Origin of the sequence: Pseudomonas sp. OE 28.3 (genome assembly GCF_014268205.2) — a bacterium.
Classification (GTDB): domain Bacteria; phylum Pseudomonadota; class Gammaproteobacteria; order Pseudomonadales; family Pseudomonadaceae; genus Aquipseudomonas; species Aquipseudomonas edaphica.
The window spans coordinates 2,634,754-2,651,837 of record NZ_CP077082.1 but is presented as its reverse complement, the minus strand read 5'-3'; the positions used below and the strand labels follow the sequence as shown (position 1 = coordinate 2,651,837).

The window sequence follows — 17,084 nt, the reverse complement described above, 5'->3', positions numbered from 1 at the left end:
CGTCTAACGCTATTCAGACCGGTTCTAAATTACCTAAAGCTATAAGCTAATCATTAAAAAATAGCATATTAACTATAAACATTATGCTTATATAAACCCATCAAACCATCCCCATAACCGCCATGATGGAATTGCCATGACCCAGTCCCGACACCCCGAAAGACTCAGAGCCTTTATAGGCGCCCTGGCGGAACTGATCGACGGCAACCCGCGCGAAGGCGACCTGTTGCACCGTGGCGGCAAGCTGTTGGCGCAACTGGTCAGCCATGACGACTGGCTGCCCGACGAGTACGCCCAACCGGATCCCGAGCGCTACCAGCAATTTTTGCTGCATGCCGATTCGCGCCAGCGTTTCAGCATCGTCAGCTTTGTCTGGGGGCCGGGCCAGCGCACGCCGATTCACGACCATCGGGTGTGGGGCCTGATCGGCATGTTGCGTGGTGCGGAGTTCTCCCAGGGTTTTGAGCGTGCGCCCGATGGCAGCCTGGTGGCCGAAGGCACACCGGTTCAACTGCTGCCCGGCCAGGTTGAGGCGGTGTCGCCCAAAATCGGCGATATCCATCAGGTCAGCAATGCCCACAGCGACCAGGTGTCGATCAGCATTCACGTGTACGGCGCCAATATTGGTGCCGTGCGCCGTGCGGTGTATCAGCCCGACGGCAGCGAGAAACTGTTTATCTCCGGTTATTCCAACGCCTACCTCCCGAACATCTGGGATTTGTCCAAAGAAAAGAGCCCTGCCCTATGACCACCGTATCGAACCGCAGCTTCGCCCAGATTCGCCAGGCCCTGTTGGACCGTGAAGAAGTCGCCTTGGTCGACGTGCGCGAAGAAGCGCCCTTTGCCGAGTCGCACCCGCTGTTCGCTGCGAATATCCCGCTGTCCAAGCTGGAGCTGGAGGTGTATGCGCGCATTCCCCGTCGCGATACCCAAGTGACGGTCTACGACAATGGCGAAGGGTTGGCCGAACGTGCCGCCGCGCGCCTGATTGCGTTGGGCTACACCCAGGTCAGCCTGCTCGAAGGTGGCCTGGACGGTTGGCGACGCGCCGGTGGCGAGCTGTTTATCGACGTCAACGTACCGAGCAAAGCCTTCGGCGAGTTGGTTGAGAGCGAGCGCCACACACCCTCCTTGGCTGCCGAAGAAGTGCAGGCGCTGCTCGACAGCCAGGCCGATGTGGTGGTGCTCGACGCGCGCCGCTTCGACGAATACCAGACCATGAGCATTCCTACCGGCATCAGTGTGCCGGGTGCCGAACTGGTGCTGCGCGCCCGTGAACTGGCACCGGACCCGGCCACCCGTATCATCGTCAACTGCGCCGGGCGCACCCGCAGCATTATCGGCACGCAGTCGCTGATCAACTCAGGCATCGCCAACCCGGTGTCGGCACTGCGCAACGGCACCATCGGCTGGACCCTGGCCGGGCAGAAACTCGCCCATGGCCAAGCGCGCCGCTTTGCGCCGACCCGCGAAGAACACCGCCAGATCGCTGCACGGGATGCGCGCCGGGTGGCCGACAAGGCGCGGGTTGGCCGCGCCACGCTCGCCGACCTGCAACGCTGGCAGCAAGAACCCAAGCGCACCACGTACCTGTTCGATGTGCGCACGCCGGAGGAATTCGAAGCCGGCCACTTGCCGGGCGCGCGCTCCACACCCGGCGGCCAGCTGGTGCAGGAAACCGACCATGTGGCCAGCGTGCGCGGAGCGCGCTTGGTGCTGGCCGATGACGACGGCGTGCGGGCGAACATGTCCGCCTCATGGCTCGCGCAATTGGGCTGGGAGGTGTACGTGCTGGACGACCTGCAAGCGGCGAACTTCAGCGAACAAGGCGCCTGGGTCGCGCCGGTCCCGGCACCCTTGCAGGCCGAACTGATCAGCCCCCCCACCCTTGCCGAGTGGCTGCCCCATGGCGACACGGCGGTGCTGGATTTCACCCCCAGCGCCAACTACGTCAAACGCCATATCCCCGGTGCCTTCTGGGCCTTGCGTGCGCAATTGCCCCAGGCCCTGGCCAAGGTACCGCCCGCCGAACGTTATGTGCTGACCTGCGGCACCAGCCAACTGGCGCGCCTGGCGGTCGCCGACGTCGAAGCCATCACCGGCAAGCCGGTGTTCCTGTTGCAAGGGGGCACGCTTAACTGGATCGCCGAAAAACTGCCGCTGGAAGAAGGCGAAACCCATCTCGCGTCACCGCGTATCGACCGCTATCGCCGCCCGTACGAAGGCACCGACAGCCCGAAGGAAGCCATGCAGGCGTATCTGGACTGGGAATTCGGCCTGGTCGACCAGCTGGCACGCGATGGCACCCACGGTTTCTACGTGATCTGAACCACCTTCACGCCTGCCCCACACCGGGGCAGGCCGCACCGACCCCTTGCCAGGCGGAGGTAACCCACACCTTTTCAATTTGCCTGGGATTTATCCATCATGGTCTTTAGCACGCCCTTCAAACACCTGCTGCTGAGCAGCGCCCTGGCCCTCGGCCTGATCAGCACTGCACACGCCGCCGACCTGCAACCGCTACGCGTGGCCAACCAGAAATCCACGATCAAGGCATTGCTGGAAGCCTCGGGCGAAACCAACAACGTGCCCTATCAAATCCAGTGGTCGGAGTTCCCTTCCGCCTCGCCCCTGGGCGAAGCCCTGAACGCGGGCGCCGTCGATATTGGCGCCCTCGGCGACGCGCCGTATGTGTTCGCCTTGGGCGCCGGTGCCGCGCTCAAGGTGGTCAGCATCATCCACGCCGAAGGGCGCAACACCACCGCCCTGGTGGTGCCCAAGGACTCGCCGATCAAGACGGCCGCCGACCTCAGGGGCAAAAAAATTGTCACCGGACGCGGCTCCATCGGGCACTACCTGGCGATCAGGGCCTTGGCCAGCGCAGGCCTGACGAGCAAGGATGTGCAATTCATTTTCCTGCTGCCCGCTGAATCCCGGCTGGTACTCGATAACGGCACCGTCGATGCCTGGGCGACATGGGATCCCTACACCACGGTGGTCACCTCACAAAGCCACGCCCGGGTCCTGGTCAGCGGCAAACAGTTGTTGAGCAACCACCTGTATTTCGCCGCCACCAGCCAAGCCATCGCCAACAAACGCCCGCAACTGGATGACTTCGTGGCCCGCGTCGACCGTGCCTACGCCTGGGCCAACAAACACCCGGATGCATACGCCGCCGCCCAGGCCAAGATCACCGGCCTGCCATTGGCAGTGCACCTGGAGGTGGCCAAAGACACGCAACTGAACCCCGTGGTGATTGACGACAGCGTGATCAAGGGCTTGCAAGCCACCGCCGACACCTATCAACAAGAAGGCCTGTTGCCCAAGCGCATCGACGTGTCCCAGGGTTTCGACACGAGCTTTAACGCCGAACGTTTTCCCACTTCCCAAGCATCGCGCTAAGCAAGGAGCCGCACATGAGCACGCCACGTCATCTGAAACTGGGCGCTATGGTCCACGGTGTCGGTCACGGCTGGGGCGAATGGCGCCATCCGCAGGCGCAACCGAATGCCAGTACCAACTTTGGCTTCTACAAACAGCAGGCCGAGTTGGCCGAAAGCGCCAAGTTCGACTTCGTGTTTATCGCCGACAGCCTGCACATTCACGCCAAATCCAGCCCGCACTACCTCAACCGTTTCGAGCCGCTGACCCTTCTCTCGGCCCTTGCCGCGTTGACCACCCACATCGGCCTGGTCGCCACCGTGACCGTCAGCTACACCGAGCCCTACCAGGTGGCGCGCCAGTTCGCCTCTTTGGACCATATCAGCGGCGGCCGCGCCGGCTGGAACGTGGTCACTTCCTGGCTGAGCGGCACCGCCGACAACTTCGGCAAAGCCGAGCACCCGCCCCACGCCGTGCGCTACCGCATCGCCAAGGAACACGTGAACGTGGTCAAGGGCCTGTGGGATTCCTGGGAAGACGACGCCTTTGCCTACAACAAGCAGAGCGGCGAGTTTTTCACCCCCGAGAAGCTGCATGCGCTGAACCACAAGGGCGAGTTTTTCTCGGTCAAAGGCCCGCTGAACATCGCCCGCTCGCGCCAGGGCCAGCCGGTGATTTTCCAGGCGGGCACCTCTGAAGATGGGCGCAACTTTGCCGCTGAGCATTCCGATGCGATTTTTGTGCATGTCGAGACGCTCGAAGAAGCCAAGGCTTACTCGGCTGATTTAAAACGCCGTGCCAAGTGTTTTGGCCGTGATGCGGGCAGCCTGTCGATTTTGCCGGGCATTCGTCCGATTGTCGGGCGCGATGCTGCCGAGGTGGAAAGCCGTTATCAGCAGGCCGTGGACCTGGTCACCGTCGAAGATGCGATTGTGGCGCTGGGCCGCCCCTTCAACGACCACGACTTCAGCCAATACCCGCTGGACGCACCGTTCCCGGAGCTTGGCGACCTGGGCAGCAACAGCCAGAAAGGCGGTTCTGACCGTATCAAGCAACTGGCCAGGGACGAAGGCCTGACCCTGCGCGAAGTGGCCTTGCGTTTTTCGCGGCCCAAGCGCGAGTTTGTCGGCACTCCGGAGCAGGTTGCCGATGCCATCCAAACCTGGTTCGAGTCCGGCGCCAGCGACGGTTTCATCATCAACTCGGTACTGCCGGATGGCTTGCAGTACTTCACCGAACTGGTGGTGCCGGTGCTGCAACAACGCGGGCTGTTTCGCAGCGAATACAGCGGCCAGACCTTGCGCGATAACCTGGGGCTGGAGGTGCCGACCAATCGGTACAGCGAAGTTGAAGTGCAACAGGAAGCGCTGGCATGAGTGAACCTCTCAACCGACTAGCCAAGGTGGGAGCTGGCTTGCCTGCGATAGCGGTCTGCGGGCCTGCCTTGCGGGTGGCTGATACACCGCCTTCGCAGGCAAGCCAGCTCCCACACGGGCCGGCGCAATTCGACGCCCTGCTCGAACGCCTCAGCGCCGAGCTGGCCAGCAGCGCGCACCTGTATGACGAAAGCGGCGCCTTCCCCCACGCCAACTTCACGCGGCTGCATGAACATGGCCTGGTCGCCCTCACCGTGCCCAAGGCCTTGGGCGGTGGCGGCGCAAGCTTGGCGCAGGCGCGCAAGGCCATCAGCGCGATTGCCAGGGGCGAGCCGTCTACCGCGCTGATTCTGGTGATGCAGTACCTGCAACACACACGCCTGCAAGACAGCAAAACCTGGCCGCAGCACCTGCGCGTACAAGTCGCCGAAGACGCCGTGCGCAACGGTGCGTTGATCAACGCGCTGCGCGTCGAACCTGACCTGGGCACCCCGGCCCGTGGCGGGCTGCCGGCAACCACGGCGGTGCGCACCGCCGACGGCTGGCGCATCAGCGGCCGCAAGATTTACTCCACCGGCAGCCACGGCCTGAGCTGGTTCAGCGTGTGGGCGCGCAGTGATGATGCCGACCCGCTGGTGGGCGCCTGGCTGGTGCCGAAAAACAGCCCCGGCGTGAGCATCATCGACACCTGGGACCACCTGGGTATGCGCGCCACCTGCAGCCACGAAGTGGTGCTCGATAATGTCCTGGTGCCGCTGGACCATGCCGTCAGCGTCAGCTCCTGGAGCGCACCGCAACCTGAGCTGGATGGCGAGGGGTTCCTGTGGATGTCGGTGCTGCTGTCGTCGGTGTACGACGCCGTAGCCCAGGCGGCGCGGGACTGGCTGGTGAACTGGCTGGAGCAGCGCAAGCCGTCCAACCTCGGCGCCGCGCTGTCGAGCTTGCCGCGTTTTCAGGAAACCGTCGGCCATATCGACACCCTGCTGTTTGCCAACCGCAGCCTGCTCGATGCCGCCGCCCAGGGCCACACGCCAGCCGCCAATGCGGCGCAGCTTAAATACCTGGTGACCGGCAATGCGATCCGCGCCGTGGAGCTTGCCATCGAAGCCTCGGGCAACCCTGGCCTGTCGCGCCATAGCCCGCTGCAACGGCATTACCGCGACGTGCTGTGCAGCCGCGTGCATACGCCGCAGAACGACGCGGTGCTGCAAGGTGTGGGTAAAGCAGTGTTCGCTCAACGTGAGCAACAATGAATAAGGAACGCTCATGAGTCAGGTGATTATCGCCAGCCAGCTGGACGAAGATTACAACCAGGTATTGCGCGAACGCCTTGCTTCGATCCACCCCCATGCCCAAGTGATCGGCGTGCCGGCCGGTGTACCCAGCGACCTGCCGCCCCAGGCCAATATACTGCTGCTGCGCCCTATCAATGTGCGCGGCTACACCGCGCCCGATACTCCGCCGCCGGGCTGGCCGTATGGCGCGCAGTGGGTACACCTGGTGTCGTCGGGCATCGACTTCTACCCGCAGTGGCTGTTCAACGGCCCGCCGGTGACCACCTCACGGGGCAGTGCGGCCGATAACCTTGCCGAGTTCGCCCTGGCGGCGATCTTTGCGGCGGCCAAGCATTTGCCGGCTATCTGGGTGAAGGATGCCCAGTGGACATTCACCGCGCTGCGCCCGCTCAAGGGCAGCACATTGGGCATTCTCGGCTTTGGTGCGATCGGCAAGAGCCTGGCGCAAAAAGCCCAGGCCTTGGGGATCAACGTGGTTGCGCTGCGCCAGAGCCAGGCACCCTTTGAGGTGGACCATGTTGAGGCCGCCAAGGACATCCACGACCTGTTTGCCCGCGCCGACCACCTGGTGCTGGCGGCGCCGCTCACCGAGGCCACGCGGCATATTGTCGACCGTGATGTGCTCGGCAGCGCCAAGCCGGGATTGCACCTGATCAATATTGCGCGCGGTGGTTTGCTGGATCAGGAGGCCCTGCTGGAAGCCCTGGATAACGGTCAGATCGGCCTGGCCTCGCTGGATGTGACCGAGCCTGAGCCACTGCCGCAGGGCCACCCGTTGTACAGCCATGCGCGGGTGCGGTTGTCGCCGCATACCTCGGCGATTTCGACCAACAGCCAGCAGGAGATTGCCGACACGTTCCTGGCGAATCTGCAGCGGTATGTGGACGGTTCAACGTTGGCCAATCTTGTCGCCCCTTGAATATGTGTGGGAGCTGGCTTGTGTGGGAGCTGGCTTGCCTGCGATGCAGTCACCTCGGTGTGTCAGTCACACCAAGGTGATGCTATCGCAGGCAAGCCAGCTCCCACATAAGCCAGTCTTCACAATAGATGCGTGTGGGTCAGCCAGGCGTTCGCGCAAAAACTCCACCAGCGCCTGCACTGGCCGCGAACTTTGCCGGTGCTGCGGGTACACCGCCGACAGGGTCAGGGCTTCGGGGGCGAAGTCGTCCAGCAGGGTTACCAAGCGCCCGTCTTTCAAGGCCTCGGCAACAATAAAAGTCGGCAGGTAGGTCACGCCCAACCCGGCGATCGCAGTGTCGCGCAGCAACTCGCCATTGTTTACGCGCATGCGCCCACTGACGCTGAGCGCCTGCAACTTGCCTTTGAAGCGCCATTGCACTTGGCGGCCATGGCCGTAGGGCAGGCAGTCGTGGTCGGCCAGGTCTTCAGGCCTGAGCGGCGTACCCTTGGCGGCGAGGTAATCAGGGCTGGCGCAATACACTCGCTGCACACTGGCGATGCGCCGGGCAATCAGGGTTGAGTCTTCCAGCGTGCCGATGCGCAAGACCAGGTCGTAGCCCTCGCCGATCAGGTCCACCGGGCGATCACTCAAGTCGACTTCCACCGACACCTGCGGGTGGCGTTGCAGGAACTGCGGCAACAGGCAGCCCAGATGGGCCATGGCAAACGACAACGGCGCGCTGAGCCGAATCGTGCCGCGCGGTTCGCTGTTCTGGCCAGCGATGCCCTGCTCCACTTGCTCGACTTCACCGAGCAGGCGCAAAGCGGATTCGTAATAACTCTGGCCCAGTGGCGTGACGTCCAGCCGACGCGTGGAGCGGTTGAGCAGGCGCACGCCGAGGCGATCTTCCAACTGGATAAGGCGGCGGCTGACGAACTGCTTGGACAGGCCGAGTTGCTCGGCGGCGGCGGTGAAGCTGCCGGACTCCATGACCTGGCAAAACAGGCGCATGTCTTCGAAGGGGTTCATTGTCGCTTCTCGGTGGACATTTGGCTGGTTTATAGCCTGTCAGCCGCTACGACACAATCAAATGCAGGAGGGGCTTGCCCCCTCCTACAGGGTTAATCTACCCCTTCAAACGCAGCTTACTTGGCCGTAAACGCCGAGTAGCTGTTCATCAGGTTACGGTAGTTCGGAATGCGCGGCGACAGCAGGTTGGCCAGGCCTTCCATGTCGTTGCGCCAGTCAACTTGCAGTTCACAGGCGACAGAGAACCAGTTCACCAATTGTGCGCCGGCGGCCGTCATGCGTGCCCAAGCGGCTTGTTGCACGGTTTCGTTGAAGGTACCCGAGGCGTCGGTCACCACGAACACCTCAAAGCCTTCAGCGAGGGCGCACAGGGTCGGGAACGCGACGCACACATCCGTTACCACGCCGGCAATGATGATCTGCTTGCGGCCGGTGGCCTTGACGGCCTTGACGAAATCTTCGTTGTCCCACGCGTTGATCTGGCCAGGGCGGGCGATGTAAGGCGCGTCCGGGAACAGCGCCTTGAGTTCCGGAACCAACGGACCGTTAGGGCCACTTTCAAAACTGGTGGTGAGGATGGTCGGCAGGTTGAAGAACTTGGCCACGTCGGCCAGGGCCAACACGTTGTTCTTGAACTCGTTCGGAGAGAAGTCTTGCACCAGGGAAATCAGGCCGGTCTGGTGATCGACCAGCAATACAACGGCGTCATCTTTGTTCAAGCGCTTGTAAGTCATGGGTGAACTCCTTTGGGTGTTTTTAAAATCAGAAGGCAAAGCACGAGCAACCAAACGCGCCCCAGAAACCCTGGAAATCGCTGACCGGTACGCTGGAAAGCCGCGCTTTTTCATGGCCGTGGGCATGCACGCCGCACGGTCCGCTGCAGTGGTGTACTTGAGCTTGCACCGGTGAACCTGGGCGCCAGTGCCCCGGCACCTTGACCACCGGCGACCAGTCCGGCAGCACCGGTACTTGGGGCGGGGCGAAATCTTCGAAGTCGCCGGCGCCGTACACCACCTTGCCGCCGACCACGGTCAGTACCGACTCGATCCATTTGATGGCTTCTTCATCGACGCTGAAGAAGTCCGCCGAGAGTGCCGCCACATCCGCCAACTGGCCGACCTTGATCTGGCCCTTCTTGCCCTGCTCCGAGGAGAACCAGGCGCTGCCGTGGGTGAACAACTCCAGCGCGGTGAGGCGCGGCAGGCCTTCGGCGTGCAGCTCCAGGCCGCCGACGGTGCGGCCGCTGACCATCCAGTACAGCGAAGTCCAGGGGTTGTAGCTCGAGACCCGCGTGGCGTCGGTGCCCGCCCCTACCGGCACGCCTTCGGCCAGCATGCGCTTGATCGGTGGCGTGGCTTCGGCGGCCTTGGCGCCGTAGCGCTCGACAAAATATTCGCCCTGGAACGCCATGCGGTCCTGGATCGCGATACCCCCGCCCAGGGCCCGGACGCGCTCGATGTTTTTCGGCGTAATGGTTTCGGCGTGGTCGAAGAACCACGGCAGACCATTGAACGGAATGTCGCGGTTGACCTTCTCGAACACATCGAGCATGCGCGAGATGGATTCGTCGTACGTGGCGTGCAGCCGGAACGGCCAGCGCTGCTCAACCAAATGGCGCACCACCGGTTCCAGTTCCTGCTCCATGGTCAACGGCAGGTCGGGGCGTGGCTCAAGGAAATCTTCGAAGTCCGCCGCCGAAAACACCAGCATCTCGCCTGCGCCGTTGTGGCGCAGGTAATCGTCGCCCTGGTGCAGGGTGACGCTGCCGGTCCAGTGCTTGAAGTCGCTGAGTTCTTCCTTGGGCTTTTGGGTGAACAGGTTGTAGGCGATGCGCACCGTCAGCTGTTGGTCCTTGGCCAGTTGTTCAATGACCGCGTAGTCATCGGGGTAGTTCTGGAAACCACCGCCGGCGTCGATGGCGCTGGTGAGGCCCAGGCGATTGAGTTCACGCATGAACTGGCGGGTCGAATTGACCTGGTATTCCAACGGCAGTTTCGGGCCCTTGGCCAGGGTTGCATACAAAATCATCGCGTTGGGACGCGCCACCAGCATGCCGGTGGGGTTGCCGTTGCTGTCGCGCACAATCTCGCCACCCGGCGGGTTCGGCGTGTCCTTGGTGTAACCGGCTACGCGCAGGGCGGCGCGGTTGAGCAAGGCACGGTCATACAGGTGCAGCACGAACACCGGCGTATCTGGCGCGGCCTGATTCAACTCTTCCAGGGTCGGCATGCGTTTTTCGGCGAACTGGAATTCGTTCCAGCCCCCCACCACTCGCACCCATTGTGGCGTCGGCGTGCGATCGGCTTGATCCTTGAGCATGCGCAACGCATCGACCAGTGACGGCACGCCTTCCCAGCGCAGTTCAAGGTTGTAGTTCAGCCCGCCACGGATCAGGTGCAAGTGCGAGTCGTTAAGGCCGGGGATCACGGTGCGGCCCTTGAGGTCGATGACCTGGGTGCCGCTGCCGCGCAGGGCCATGGCCTCGCCGTCGGTGCCGACCGCGACAAAGCGGCCCTTGTGGATTGCGACCGCAGTGGCCCGTGGGTTTTCGCGGTCCACGGTGTGGAACTGGCCATTGAACAGAATCAGATCGGCGTTCATAGGGTGTCCTTTACAGAGGCTTCAAGCCAGGGAGCGAACAGGCGGGTGGCGGCCGGCATCAGCAGGTAAACCACCAGCAACACAATGGTCAGGGTCACCAAAAAAGTGGAAACCACATAGTTGGACAGGAACGGGTGCAGACGCAGGATCGGCCCCCAGATAAACGGCAGCAGCAGGGTTTGCGGCAGAATCACGCACAGGCTGACCACCGCCTGCTTCCAGCGCGGCGGTTTGGCGGCGCTGTCGGCCAGTGGCGCGAACCAGAACTCATTAGCCGCACCGATTTCGGTTTTGTCGCCGTCGGCCAGCATCGGCGCCGCTTCAGCGATCAGCGCCTGGCGTTCGGGGGAGTCGAGCCAGCGTTGCAGCGCGTCGGTGGAGCGATAGCGCAAGACGCAGGTAAACAGTGCTTGCCCGCCCTGCTTGCCGCGCACCACATCCACACCGAGGTGGCCGGGGCGCTCGCCGGCGATGCGTACGATGCGCCGCAACCAGGCCTCGTAATCGGCTTCACGGCCGGCCTTGATCAGGTGTTTGACGACCAGGGTGACGACTTCGTCGGGGCTGGTTTCAGGTGTCGAGTCCATACGGTGTGATTCCCCCCTGGAGAGTTGAGCGATGGGGGGAGTCTGGCGGGGAACGGGGGGCCGGAATTGGATGTTTGTGCTGTTTCGCCTGGCGCGCTCACGCCATACGCGCCATATGCTCACTGATGCGCGAGCGCAACCAGCGCTCCGCCGGGTCGTTGTCATGCACGCCGCTCCAGACCATCGACAATTCCGAGGCTTCAATTGCGAACGGCGGGTCCTCGGCGCGCAGCACCGTGCCTTCGGTCAAGGCACAGGCGGCGTAGTCGGGCACCGTCGCAATGATCTGCGTGCCTGCCAACAGTGCGCGCAAGCCGCTGAACTGGGGTACCGCCAGCACCACCCTGCGCGCCCGGCCGATGCGCGCCAGGTCAAGGTCGATATTGCCGCTCAAGTCCCCCGAGAACGACACCATAGCGTGGGGCCGCGTGCAGTAGTCATCCAGTGTCAACGGCGCCGCGCCGTCGTCGCCGCGCAGCACCTTGCAGGGAATGTCCCGCAGCTTCTTGCGCTTGGCATTGGCCGGCAGTTCGGTGGTGTAGCTGACGCCCACGGAAATCTCGCCACTGGCCAGCAACGAAGACATCAACAGGTAATTGGCGCGGCGTACCACCACGATGATCCCCGGTGCCTCTTCGCGCAGCTGGCTGAGCAACGGCGGGAACAGACCGAACTCGGCATCATCGGACAGGCCGATTCGAAACACCGCGCAGCTGGTGGAAGGGTCGAAATCCTTGGCGCGGCTGACCGCGCCTGAAATGGTGTCCATCGCCGGTTGCAGCTCCTTGAGTATCGCCACCGCCCGTGGCGTGGGCTCCATGCCGCGCCCGTTGCGCAGCAGCAACGGGTCGTCGAACAAATCGCGCAGGCGCCCGAGCGCGGCACTCACGGCCGGCTGGCCCATGAAGAGTTTTTCGGCGACCCGGGTCAGGTTCTTCTCGAACATCAGCGCCTCGAAAATGACCAACAGGTTCATGTCGACGCGGCGCAGGTCGTTGCGGTTCATGGCGGTATCCAAACGGTTATCAGGCCGTCAGGTAAGCATGCCGGACAGATCGCAGATTGCATGCCTGTGCTGTCTTTTCCGGGCGCGCACCTGGCGAAATTAACAACGATTAACTCGCCAGCCAGACGGCCCGGCGCCAAAAATACAGCGGTCTACACTGCATCCATTCACCGGGAACGCTCCCATCGACTACGGATATTTGTCATGGCCCGACTTGATGACTGTGCCCCTCGCCTTGGCGTCACCGGTGGCTTGTGCCCCCGGCGCGAGCGAGTTGCCAAGCAACTGATCCTCGCCAACCTCGGCGAAAGCCTCGCAATTGCCGACTTGGCGCAGGCCTGTGCGCTGTCGCGCAGCCATTTTTCCCGTGCGTTCAAGTGCACCACCGGGCTGTCGCCCCAGGAGTGGATTCGCCAACAGCGCATTCAGCGGGCCAAGGAACTGATCACCGGATCGTCCCTGAGCCTGACCCAGATCAGCGTCGAATGCGGCTTCTGCGACCAGGCGCACTTCTGCCATATGTTCACGCGCAGCGAGGGCGTGAACCCGATGACCTGGCGAAGTCACCACATCCGTCAAAAATCACAGGTGATTGCAGCCTAGTGGTCTGCACCGGCCTGGAATATGCTGGCCAAACTCTTTTCCTGAACAGGGGCCACTATGCGTGACCTCAACGACCAGGCCGTGCATTTCGGTCCCTACCGTGTCCACCCGCGCCAGCGCCTGGTGCTGGAGGCTGGCCGCCCCTTGCGCCTGAGCCGACGCGCGCTAGAAATCTTGCTGATTTTGCTGGAGCACGCCGGCAATGTGGTGAGCAAGCAGGAACTGATCACGCGGGTATGGCCCAAAACGGTGGTCGAAGACGGCAACCTGCGTGTGCATATGGCCGCATTGCGCAAGGCCCTGGGCGATGGCCAGGCCGGGCAGCGCTATATCGTCACCGTCGCCCAGCGCGGTTACAGCTTTGTCGCCCCCCTGAGCATTGAACCGATGACGACAGCCATCGACGGTATTCCCCACAACCAGGGCCATAACCTGCCGCTGCGCCGTACGCGGATGATTGGCCGCCAGGTGTTGATCGACGCACTGGTGCAGCAACTGCCGCAGCAACGCTTCATCACCCTGACCGGCGCGGGCGGTATCGGCAAGACCACCGTGGCGCTGCGTGTGGCGGAATTATTGATCGGCCATTACCGCGACGGCATTCACCTGCTGGATCTGGCGCCGCTCAGCGCGCCGTCAATGATCCTGCCCAACCTGGCCGCCCTGCTCCACCTCGCACCCACCGAACATGACCCGCTGCTGACCTTGGCCCGAAGCCTGCACGCGCGGCAGTTGCTGCTGGTGATCGACAACTGCGAACACCTGCTGGACGACATCGCGCTGATCAGCGAAACCTTACTGCGTCAACTGCCACACCTGCACATTTTGGCCACCAGCCGCGAAGCCCTGCGCGCCGAGGGCGAGTACGTGCAACGCCTGGAGCCGCTGGCCTGCCCACCCGCCACCGGGAACCGCGCCCAGGCCCTCGGCTACCCGGCCTTGCAACTGCTGATCGAGCGTGCCATGTCGCACCAGGACAGTTTTGAGCTCAGCGAGGCGCAACTGCCCCTGGCGATCGAGATCTGCAAGCGCCTGGACGGCATTCCCCTGGCAATCGAATTGGTCGCCACGCAGATCGAGCGCTTCGGCTTGCCGGGTTTGCTGGTGCAGATGGAGGACAATCTGCGCCTGCTCAACCGTGGCCTGCACAGCGACCTGCCCCGCCAGCAAACCTTGCGCGCCACGCTGGATTGGAGTTTTAACCTGCTCACCGCGTGCGAACAGATCTGCCTGCGCCGCCTCGCGGTGTTTCGCGGCGGGTTCAGCCTGGCAAGCGCGGCGGCGGTGATCGCCGGGGAGCAGATCGCACCGGCCGAAGTGCTGGGTTCGATCACCCAACTGGTGGCCAAGTCGCTGCTCAACGTCGAGGCCGGCGATGATGACATGGTCTATCGTCTGCTGGATGTCACCCGCAGCTATGCCCTGGAAAAGCTCGACCACGCAGCTGAACTCGACAGCACACGCGAACGCCATGCGGCGCGCTGTCTGGCGCTGATGGACCAGGCGCGGGAAGACTGGGAATTCACTGCCACCGAGCTGTGGATCAACCGTTATGCGCCGTTGCGCGAGGACATTCGCGCCGCCCTCGACTGGGGCTTGGGCGAACACGGCGCGCACCTGCTTGGCATTCGCCTGACGGTCAGCGCCATGCCCTTGTGGCAGGAGTTGTCGCTGCTGCGCGAACATGGGCTGTACGTAGACCAGGCCCTGGCGCTGATGCCGCAATCGGGCGCGCCCTGCACGCAGTTGACCATGCAACTGCAACTGGCCCTGGGCAGCCTGTCCTATCACGCCTTGGGCGGCGCACCGCAGACCATCGCTGCGTTTGTGGCGGCCCGGCGCCTGGCGCAAGCGCTCCAAGACAATGGGGGCCAGTTGCGAGCCGTCTCCGGGCACATGGCGGTCAACCTGTGTGCCGGCCGCTACCGTGAGGCGCTGGAGCAGAGCATGCAGTTCGACCGCCTCGACCCGCGCACCGATCCGCTGCTGGATTTGAGTGCCCAGCGCTTACGGGTACTGGCCCAGCATTTCGCGGGCAACCAGGTCCTGGCCCTGCACAATGCCGAACAAGTACTACAGCGCATGGCCCACAGCGGCCATCTCAACCGTTTCACCCATGGCTTTGGCGTGCAATACGACCAGAGTGTGGCGTCGCTGACGGTGCTGGCGCGCATCCTGTGGCTGCGCGGGTTTCCAGAGCGGGCCGCACGAATGGCAAACCAGGCGCTGGAGCTGGCGTTGCAGATCAACCACGGCACCTCTATCTGCTACACCCTGGCCCTGGCCAGCGTACCGATTGCCCACTACAACGGTGGCAGCGGCGCGGCGCACGCGCTGCTGGCGATGCTGCTGGAACACTCACAGAAACATTCGGTGCAGTTGTTTCATACCTGGGCGCGGCATTACGAGGGCACCGCACCCCATGCGACATTGCAAGGCCTGGGCCTGGTTCAGGACATACTGGTGACCTTCAATGCCGCGCAGGTAGATGACACGGTATTTGAGCGCGCAAGAAACGGCGCGGCCGGTTGGTGCACGGCCGAGATTCTCAGGGTGCGCGCCGAGGCCCTGCCCGACCTGCGCGCGCGCGAATCGCTGCTGCTGGAGGCATTGGGCTTGGCGCACGAGCAAGGCGCACTGGCCTGGCAGTTGCGCGGCGCGACCTCACTGGCTTGCCTGTGGCAAAGCCAGGGCCGTGTGCGGGCAGCACGTGAGCTGTTGAATTCGGTCTACGGGCAATTTACCGAAGGCTATGCCACCCAGGATCTAGTCCGCGTGCGCAGCCTGCTCGACCAGTTGCAGGACAAACGGCCGGCCTGAAAATGGCCCCAGATAATGCCCATAGCCCTGCTGCAAACGCGCCACCTGCAACGGGTCACGCAGCTGCGCCAGGGCGTAGCTGCGCACACTGTTGAGCAGCCGATAGCGCCGCGGGCCGGGGCCGGGCTCGACCACCAGGGAAGACATCGCGACCAGGCGTGCCAGCAGGTAAGCCAGGTCGGCGTGCGCAAGTTCAGTGCCGGCCACCAGTTCGGTCAAGGCCGGCAACGTCACCGCGCTTTTGAACAGCGCCAATTGCAGGAACAGCCAACGCTGCGGCAGGCTCAGGCGTTGATACGTCCAATCCAGCGCCGCCGTCAGCGACTGATGGCGCTCGACCGCCGTGCGTCGGCCACGCCTTAACACTTGCACGCCGTTGTGTAACTGCTTTTGCAACCCGCGTATTCCCAGGGCTTCAACCTGGGCCGCCGCCAGTTCCAGCGCCAGCGGGATGCCGTCCAGACGCCGGCAGATATCGCACAACGGCGCCAGGTCCTCAGACCGCAGTACAAATCCCTGCTGACCGGCACGCACCCGCGCCACAAACAATTGCAGGGCCGGATACAGCATGGCCTGCTCGACACCACCCCGGTCAGCCGATGTCGGCAGCGCCAGCCGTGGCACGTGGTGCACCCATTCGCCGGGCACCTGCAAGGTTTCGCGGCTGGTCAGCAGCACGCTCACCTGAGGCGCCCTGGCTTGCAGTGTATGCACCAGATGACGGCAGGCGCCCAGCAACAAATCGGCATTATCGAGCACCAGCAACAGTTGCCGGGCGGCCAATTGCTCGCACAGTGCATGGGCGCCGACACAGGGTTGGAGGTGCAGGGTTTCGCTCAGGTAGTCCAGCAACCGGTTCGGCGCCTGCACAGTTGCCAGGTCCAGCCACCAAACGCCATCGCGATAACGCGGCAACACCCGTTCGGCCAGCGCCAGTGCCAGGGTGCTCTTGCCGATGCCGGCGCAGCCGGTGAGCATCATCAGCCGTTGGCCGCCCAGGCGTCTCACCAGGCTGCCCAGCAGTTCGTCGCGGCCGATCACTGGGCTGAGCCGTGCGGCCAGATTGTGCCGAAGCCGCGGTGACGGCACCGGTGACGGCGCCACGAAGCAGTAGCCGCGTTGCGGTTCATTGAGGATATAGCGTTGTCCGTCCAGCGCACGACGCAGGGCGGCGATGTGCACGCGCAAATTACTTTCTTCCACCACGCTGCTCGGCCAGACCCGGCCGATCAAGGTGTCCTTGCTGACAAATTGCCCCGGCGTCTCCAACAGTATTGCGAGGATATCCAGCGCACGCCCACCCAATGGCACCGGCTGGCCGGTCTTGCTGACCAGACGTTGATCGCGATGAAAGGTATAGGGACCGAAGCTCACCGAGTGTGCATTGTTCATCTGCTGACAGCGCTGGAACACCCGGCCTTGGGCGCCTGCGCCTCCTTTCAAGGGGCCTGGGGCTATCTTGCCAGCTATGCGTGACAGGACAAT

At 63.4% G+C, this 17,084-nt stretch carries 14 protein-coding genes; 8 read left to right on the top strand and 6 right to left on the bottom strand.

The features are described from left to right. The first annotated feature begins 136 nt into the window (after window positions 1–136). From HU759_RS12155 to HU759_RS12130, 6 genes are all read left to right on the top strand, one after another. Entirely contained in the window at window positions 137–748 is a 612-nt protein-coding gene (locus HU759_RS12155) for a cysteine dioxygenase (protein ID WP_017137764.1), read from the top strand. After that, window positions 745–2,328, top strand: a complete 1,584-nt coding sequence (locus HU759_RS12150) for a rhodanese-related sulfurtransferase (protein ID WP_186617434.1) — start codon at window positions 745–747, stop codon at window positions 2,326–2,328. Before HU759_RS12155 ends, HU759_RS12150 begins: the two co-directional genes overlap by 4 nt. A 99-nt stretch (window positions 2,329–2,427) precedes the next feature. Beyond that, on the top strand, window positions 2,428–3,402 hold the full coding sequence (locus HU759_RS12145; protein WP_186617433.1) for an ABC transporter substrate-binding protein: 975 nt from the start codon (window positions 2,428–2,430) through the stop codon (window positions 3,400–3,402). A 14-nt stretch (window positions 3,403–3,416) separates the two neighbouring features. Next, entirely contained in the window at window positions 3,417–4,757 is a 1,341-nt protein-coding gene (locus HU759_RS12140; protein WP_186617432.1) for an LLM class flavin-dependent oxidoreductase, read from the top strand. After that, entirely contained in the window at window positions 4,754–6,010 is a 1,257-nt protein-coding gene (locus HU759_RS12135) for an acyl-CoA dehydrogenase family protein (RefSeq protein ID WP_225933045.1), read from the top strand. Before HU759_RS12140 ends, HU759_RS12135 begins: the two co-directional genes overlap by 4 nt. A 13-nt stretch (window positions 6,011–6,023) precedes the next feature. After that, entirely contained in the window at window positions 6,024–6,971 is a 948-nt protein-coding gene (locus HU759_RS12130; protein ID WP_017137759.1) for a D-isomer specific 2-hydroxyacid dehydrogenase family protein, read from the top strand. Between the two features lie 66 nt (window positions 6,972–7,037). Here the strand turns inward: HU759_RS12130 and HU759_RS12125 are convergent, their stop codons facing one another. From HU759_RS12125 to HU759_RS12105, 5 genes are all read right to left on the bottom strand, one after another. Further along, window positions 7,038–7,982: a LysR family transcriptional regulator gene (locus HU759_RS12125; protein WP_225933044.1), complete on the bottom strand. Its 945-nt coding sequence runs from the start codon at window positions 7,980–7,982 to the stop codon at window positions 7,038–7,040. A gap of 116 nt (window positions 7,983–8,098) precedes the next feature. Next, window positions 8,099–8,716, bottom strand: coding sequence for an isochorismate family cysteine hydrolase YcaC (ycaC, locus tag HU759_RS12120; protein ID WP_017137757.1), 618 nt, complete (start codon window positions 8,714–8,716; stop codon window positions 8,099–8,101). Window positions 8,717–8,744: 28 nt separating this feature from the next. Then, window positions 8,745–10,583, bottom strand: a complete 1,839-nt coding sequence (locus tag HU759_RS12115; RefSeq protein WP_186617430.1) for an amidohydrolase — start codon at window positions 10,581–10,583, stop codon at window positions 8,745–8,747. After that, window positions 10,580–11,170 carry an antibiotic biosynthesis monooxygenase gene (locus tag HU759_RS12110; RefSeq protein ID WP_186617429.1) on the bottom strand — a complete coding sequence of 197 codons (591 nt, stop codon included), beginning with the start codon at window positions 11,168–11,170 and terminating at the stop codon, window positions 10,580–10,582. Before HU759_RS12110 ends, HU759_RS12115 begins: the two co-directional genes overlap by 4 nt. Before the next feature lie 97 nt (window positions 11,171–11,267). Continuing rightward, window positions 11,268–12,176, bottom strand: a complete 909-nt coding sequence (locus tag HU759_RS12105; RefSeq protein ID WP_186617428.1) for a LysR substrate-binding domain-containing protein — start codon at window positions 12,174–12,176, stop codon at window positions 11,268–11,270. A 204-nt stretch (window positions 12,177–12,380) separates the two neighbouring features. Here HU759_RS12105 and HU759_RS12100 point away from each other — a divergent pair, with 204 nt between their 5' ends. Then, window positions 12,381–12,779 carry an AraC family transcriptional regulator gene (locus HU759_RS12100; protein ID WP_017137753.1) on the top strand — a complete coding sequence of 133 codons (399 nt, stop codon included), beginning with the start codon at window positions 12,381–12,383 and terminating at the stop codon, window positions 12,777–12,779. A 57-nt stretch (window positions 12,780–12,836) separates the two neighbouring features. Continuing rightward, the gene (locus HU759_RS12095) at window positions 12,837–15,599 is read left to right on the top strand and encodes a winged helix-turn-helix domain-containing protein (protein ID WP_186617427.1); all 2,763 of its coding nucleotides are present in this window, start codon (window positions 12,837–12,839) and stop codon (window positions 15,597–15,599) included. On the opposite strand, the gene HU759_RS12090 is transcribed toward HU759_RS12095, so the two are convergent. Then, window positions 15,546–16,991, bottom strand: coding sequence for a winged helix-turn-helix domain-containing protein (locus tag HU759_RS12090; protein ID WP_189660856.1), 1,446 nt, complete (start codon window positions 16,989–16,991; stop codon window positions 15,546–15,548). The two genes, HU759_RS12095 and HU759_RS12090, sit on opposite strands and share 54 nt — an antisense overlap. Between the last annotated feature and the right edge of the window lie 93 nt (window positions 16,992–17,084).

Coding starts and splice junctions, on each gene's coding strand:
- HU759_RS12155 (WP_017137764.1), top strand. CDS start 137: ATGACCCAGTCCCGACACCCCGAAAGACTCAGAGCCTTTATAGGCGCC.
- HU759_RS12150 (WP_186617434.1), top strand. CDS start 745: ATGACCACCGTATCGAACCGCAGCTTCGCCCAGATTCGCCAGGCCCTG.
- HU759_RS12115 (WP_186617430.1), bottom strand. CDS start 10,583: ATGAACGCCGATCTGATTCTGTTCAATGGCCAGTTCCACACCGTGGAC.
- HU759_RS12095 (WP_186617427.1), top strand. CDS start 12,837: ATGCGTGACCTCAACGACCAGGCCGTGCATTTCGGTCCCTACCGTGTC.
- ycaC (WP_017137757.1), bottom strand. CDS start 8,716: ATGACTTACAAGCGCTTGAACAAAGATGACGCCGTTGTATTGCTGGTC.
- HU759_RS12130 (WP_017137759.1), top strand. CDS start 6,024: ATGAGTCAGGTGATTATCGCCAGCCAGCTGGACGAAGATTACAACCAG.
- HU759_RS12140 (WP_186617432.1), top strand. CDS start 3,417: ATGAGCACGCCACGTCATCTGAAACTGGGCGCTATGGTCCACGGTGTC.
- HU759_RS12125 (WP_225933044.1), bottom strand. CDS start 7,982: ATGAACCCCTTCGAAGACATGCGCCTGTTTTGCCAGGTCATGGAGTCC.
- HU759_RS12135 (WP_225933045.1), top strand. CDS start 4,754: ATGAGTGAACCTCTCAACCGACTAGCCAAGGTGGGAGCTGGCTTGCCT.
- HU759_RS12100 (WP_017137753.1), top strand. CDS start 12,381: ATGGCCCGACTTGATGACTGTGCCCCTCGCCTTGGCGTCACCGGTGGC.
- HU759_RS12105 (WP_186617428.1), bottom strand. CDS start 12,176: ATGAACCGCAACGACCTGCGCCGCGTCGACATGAACCTGTTGGTCATT.
- HU759_RS12090 (WP_189660856.1), bottom strand. CDS start 16,991: ATGAACAATGCACACTCGGTGAGCTTCGGTCCCTATACCTTTCATCGC.
- HU759_RS12145 (WP_186617433.1), top strand. CDS start 2,428: ATGGTCTTTAGCACGCCCTTCAAACACCTGCTGCTGAGCAGCGCCCTG.
- HU759_RS12110 (WP_186617429.1), bottom strand. CDS start 11,170: ATGGACTCGACACCTGAAACCAGCCCCGACGAAGTCGTCACCCTGGTC.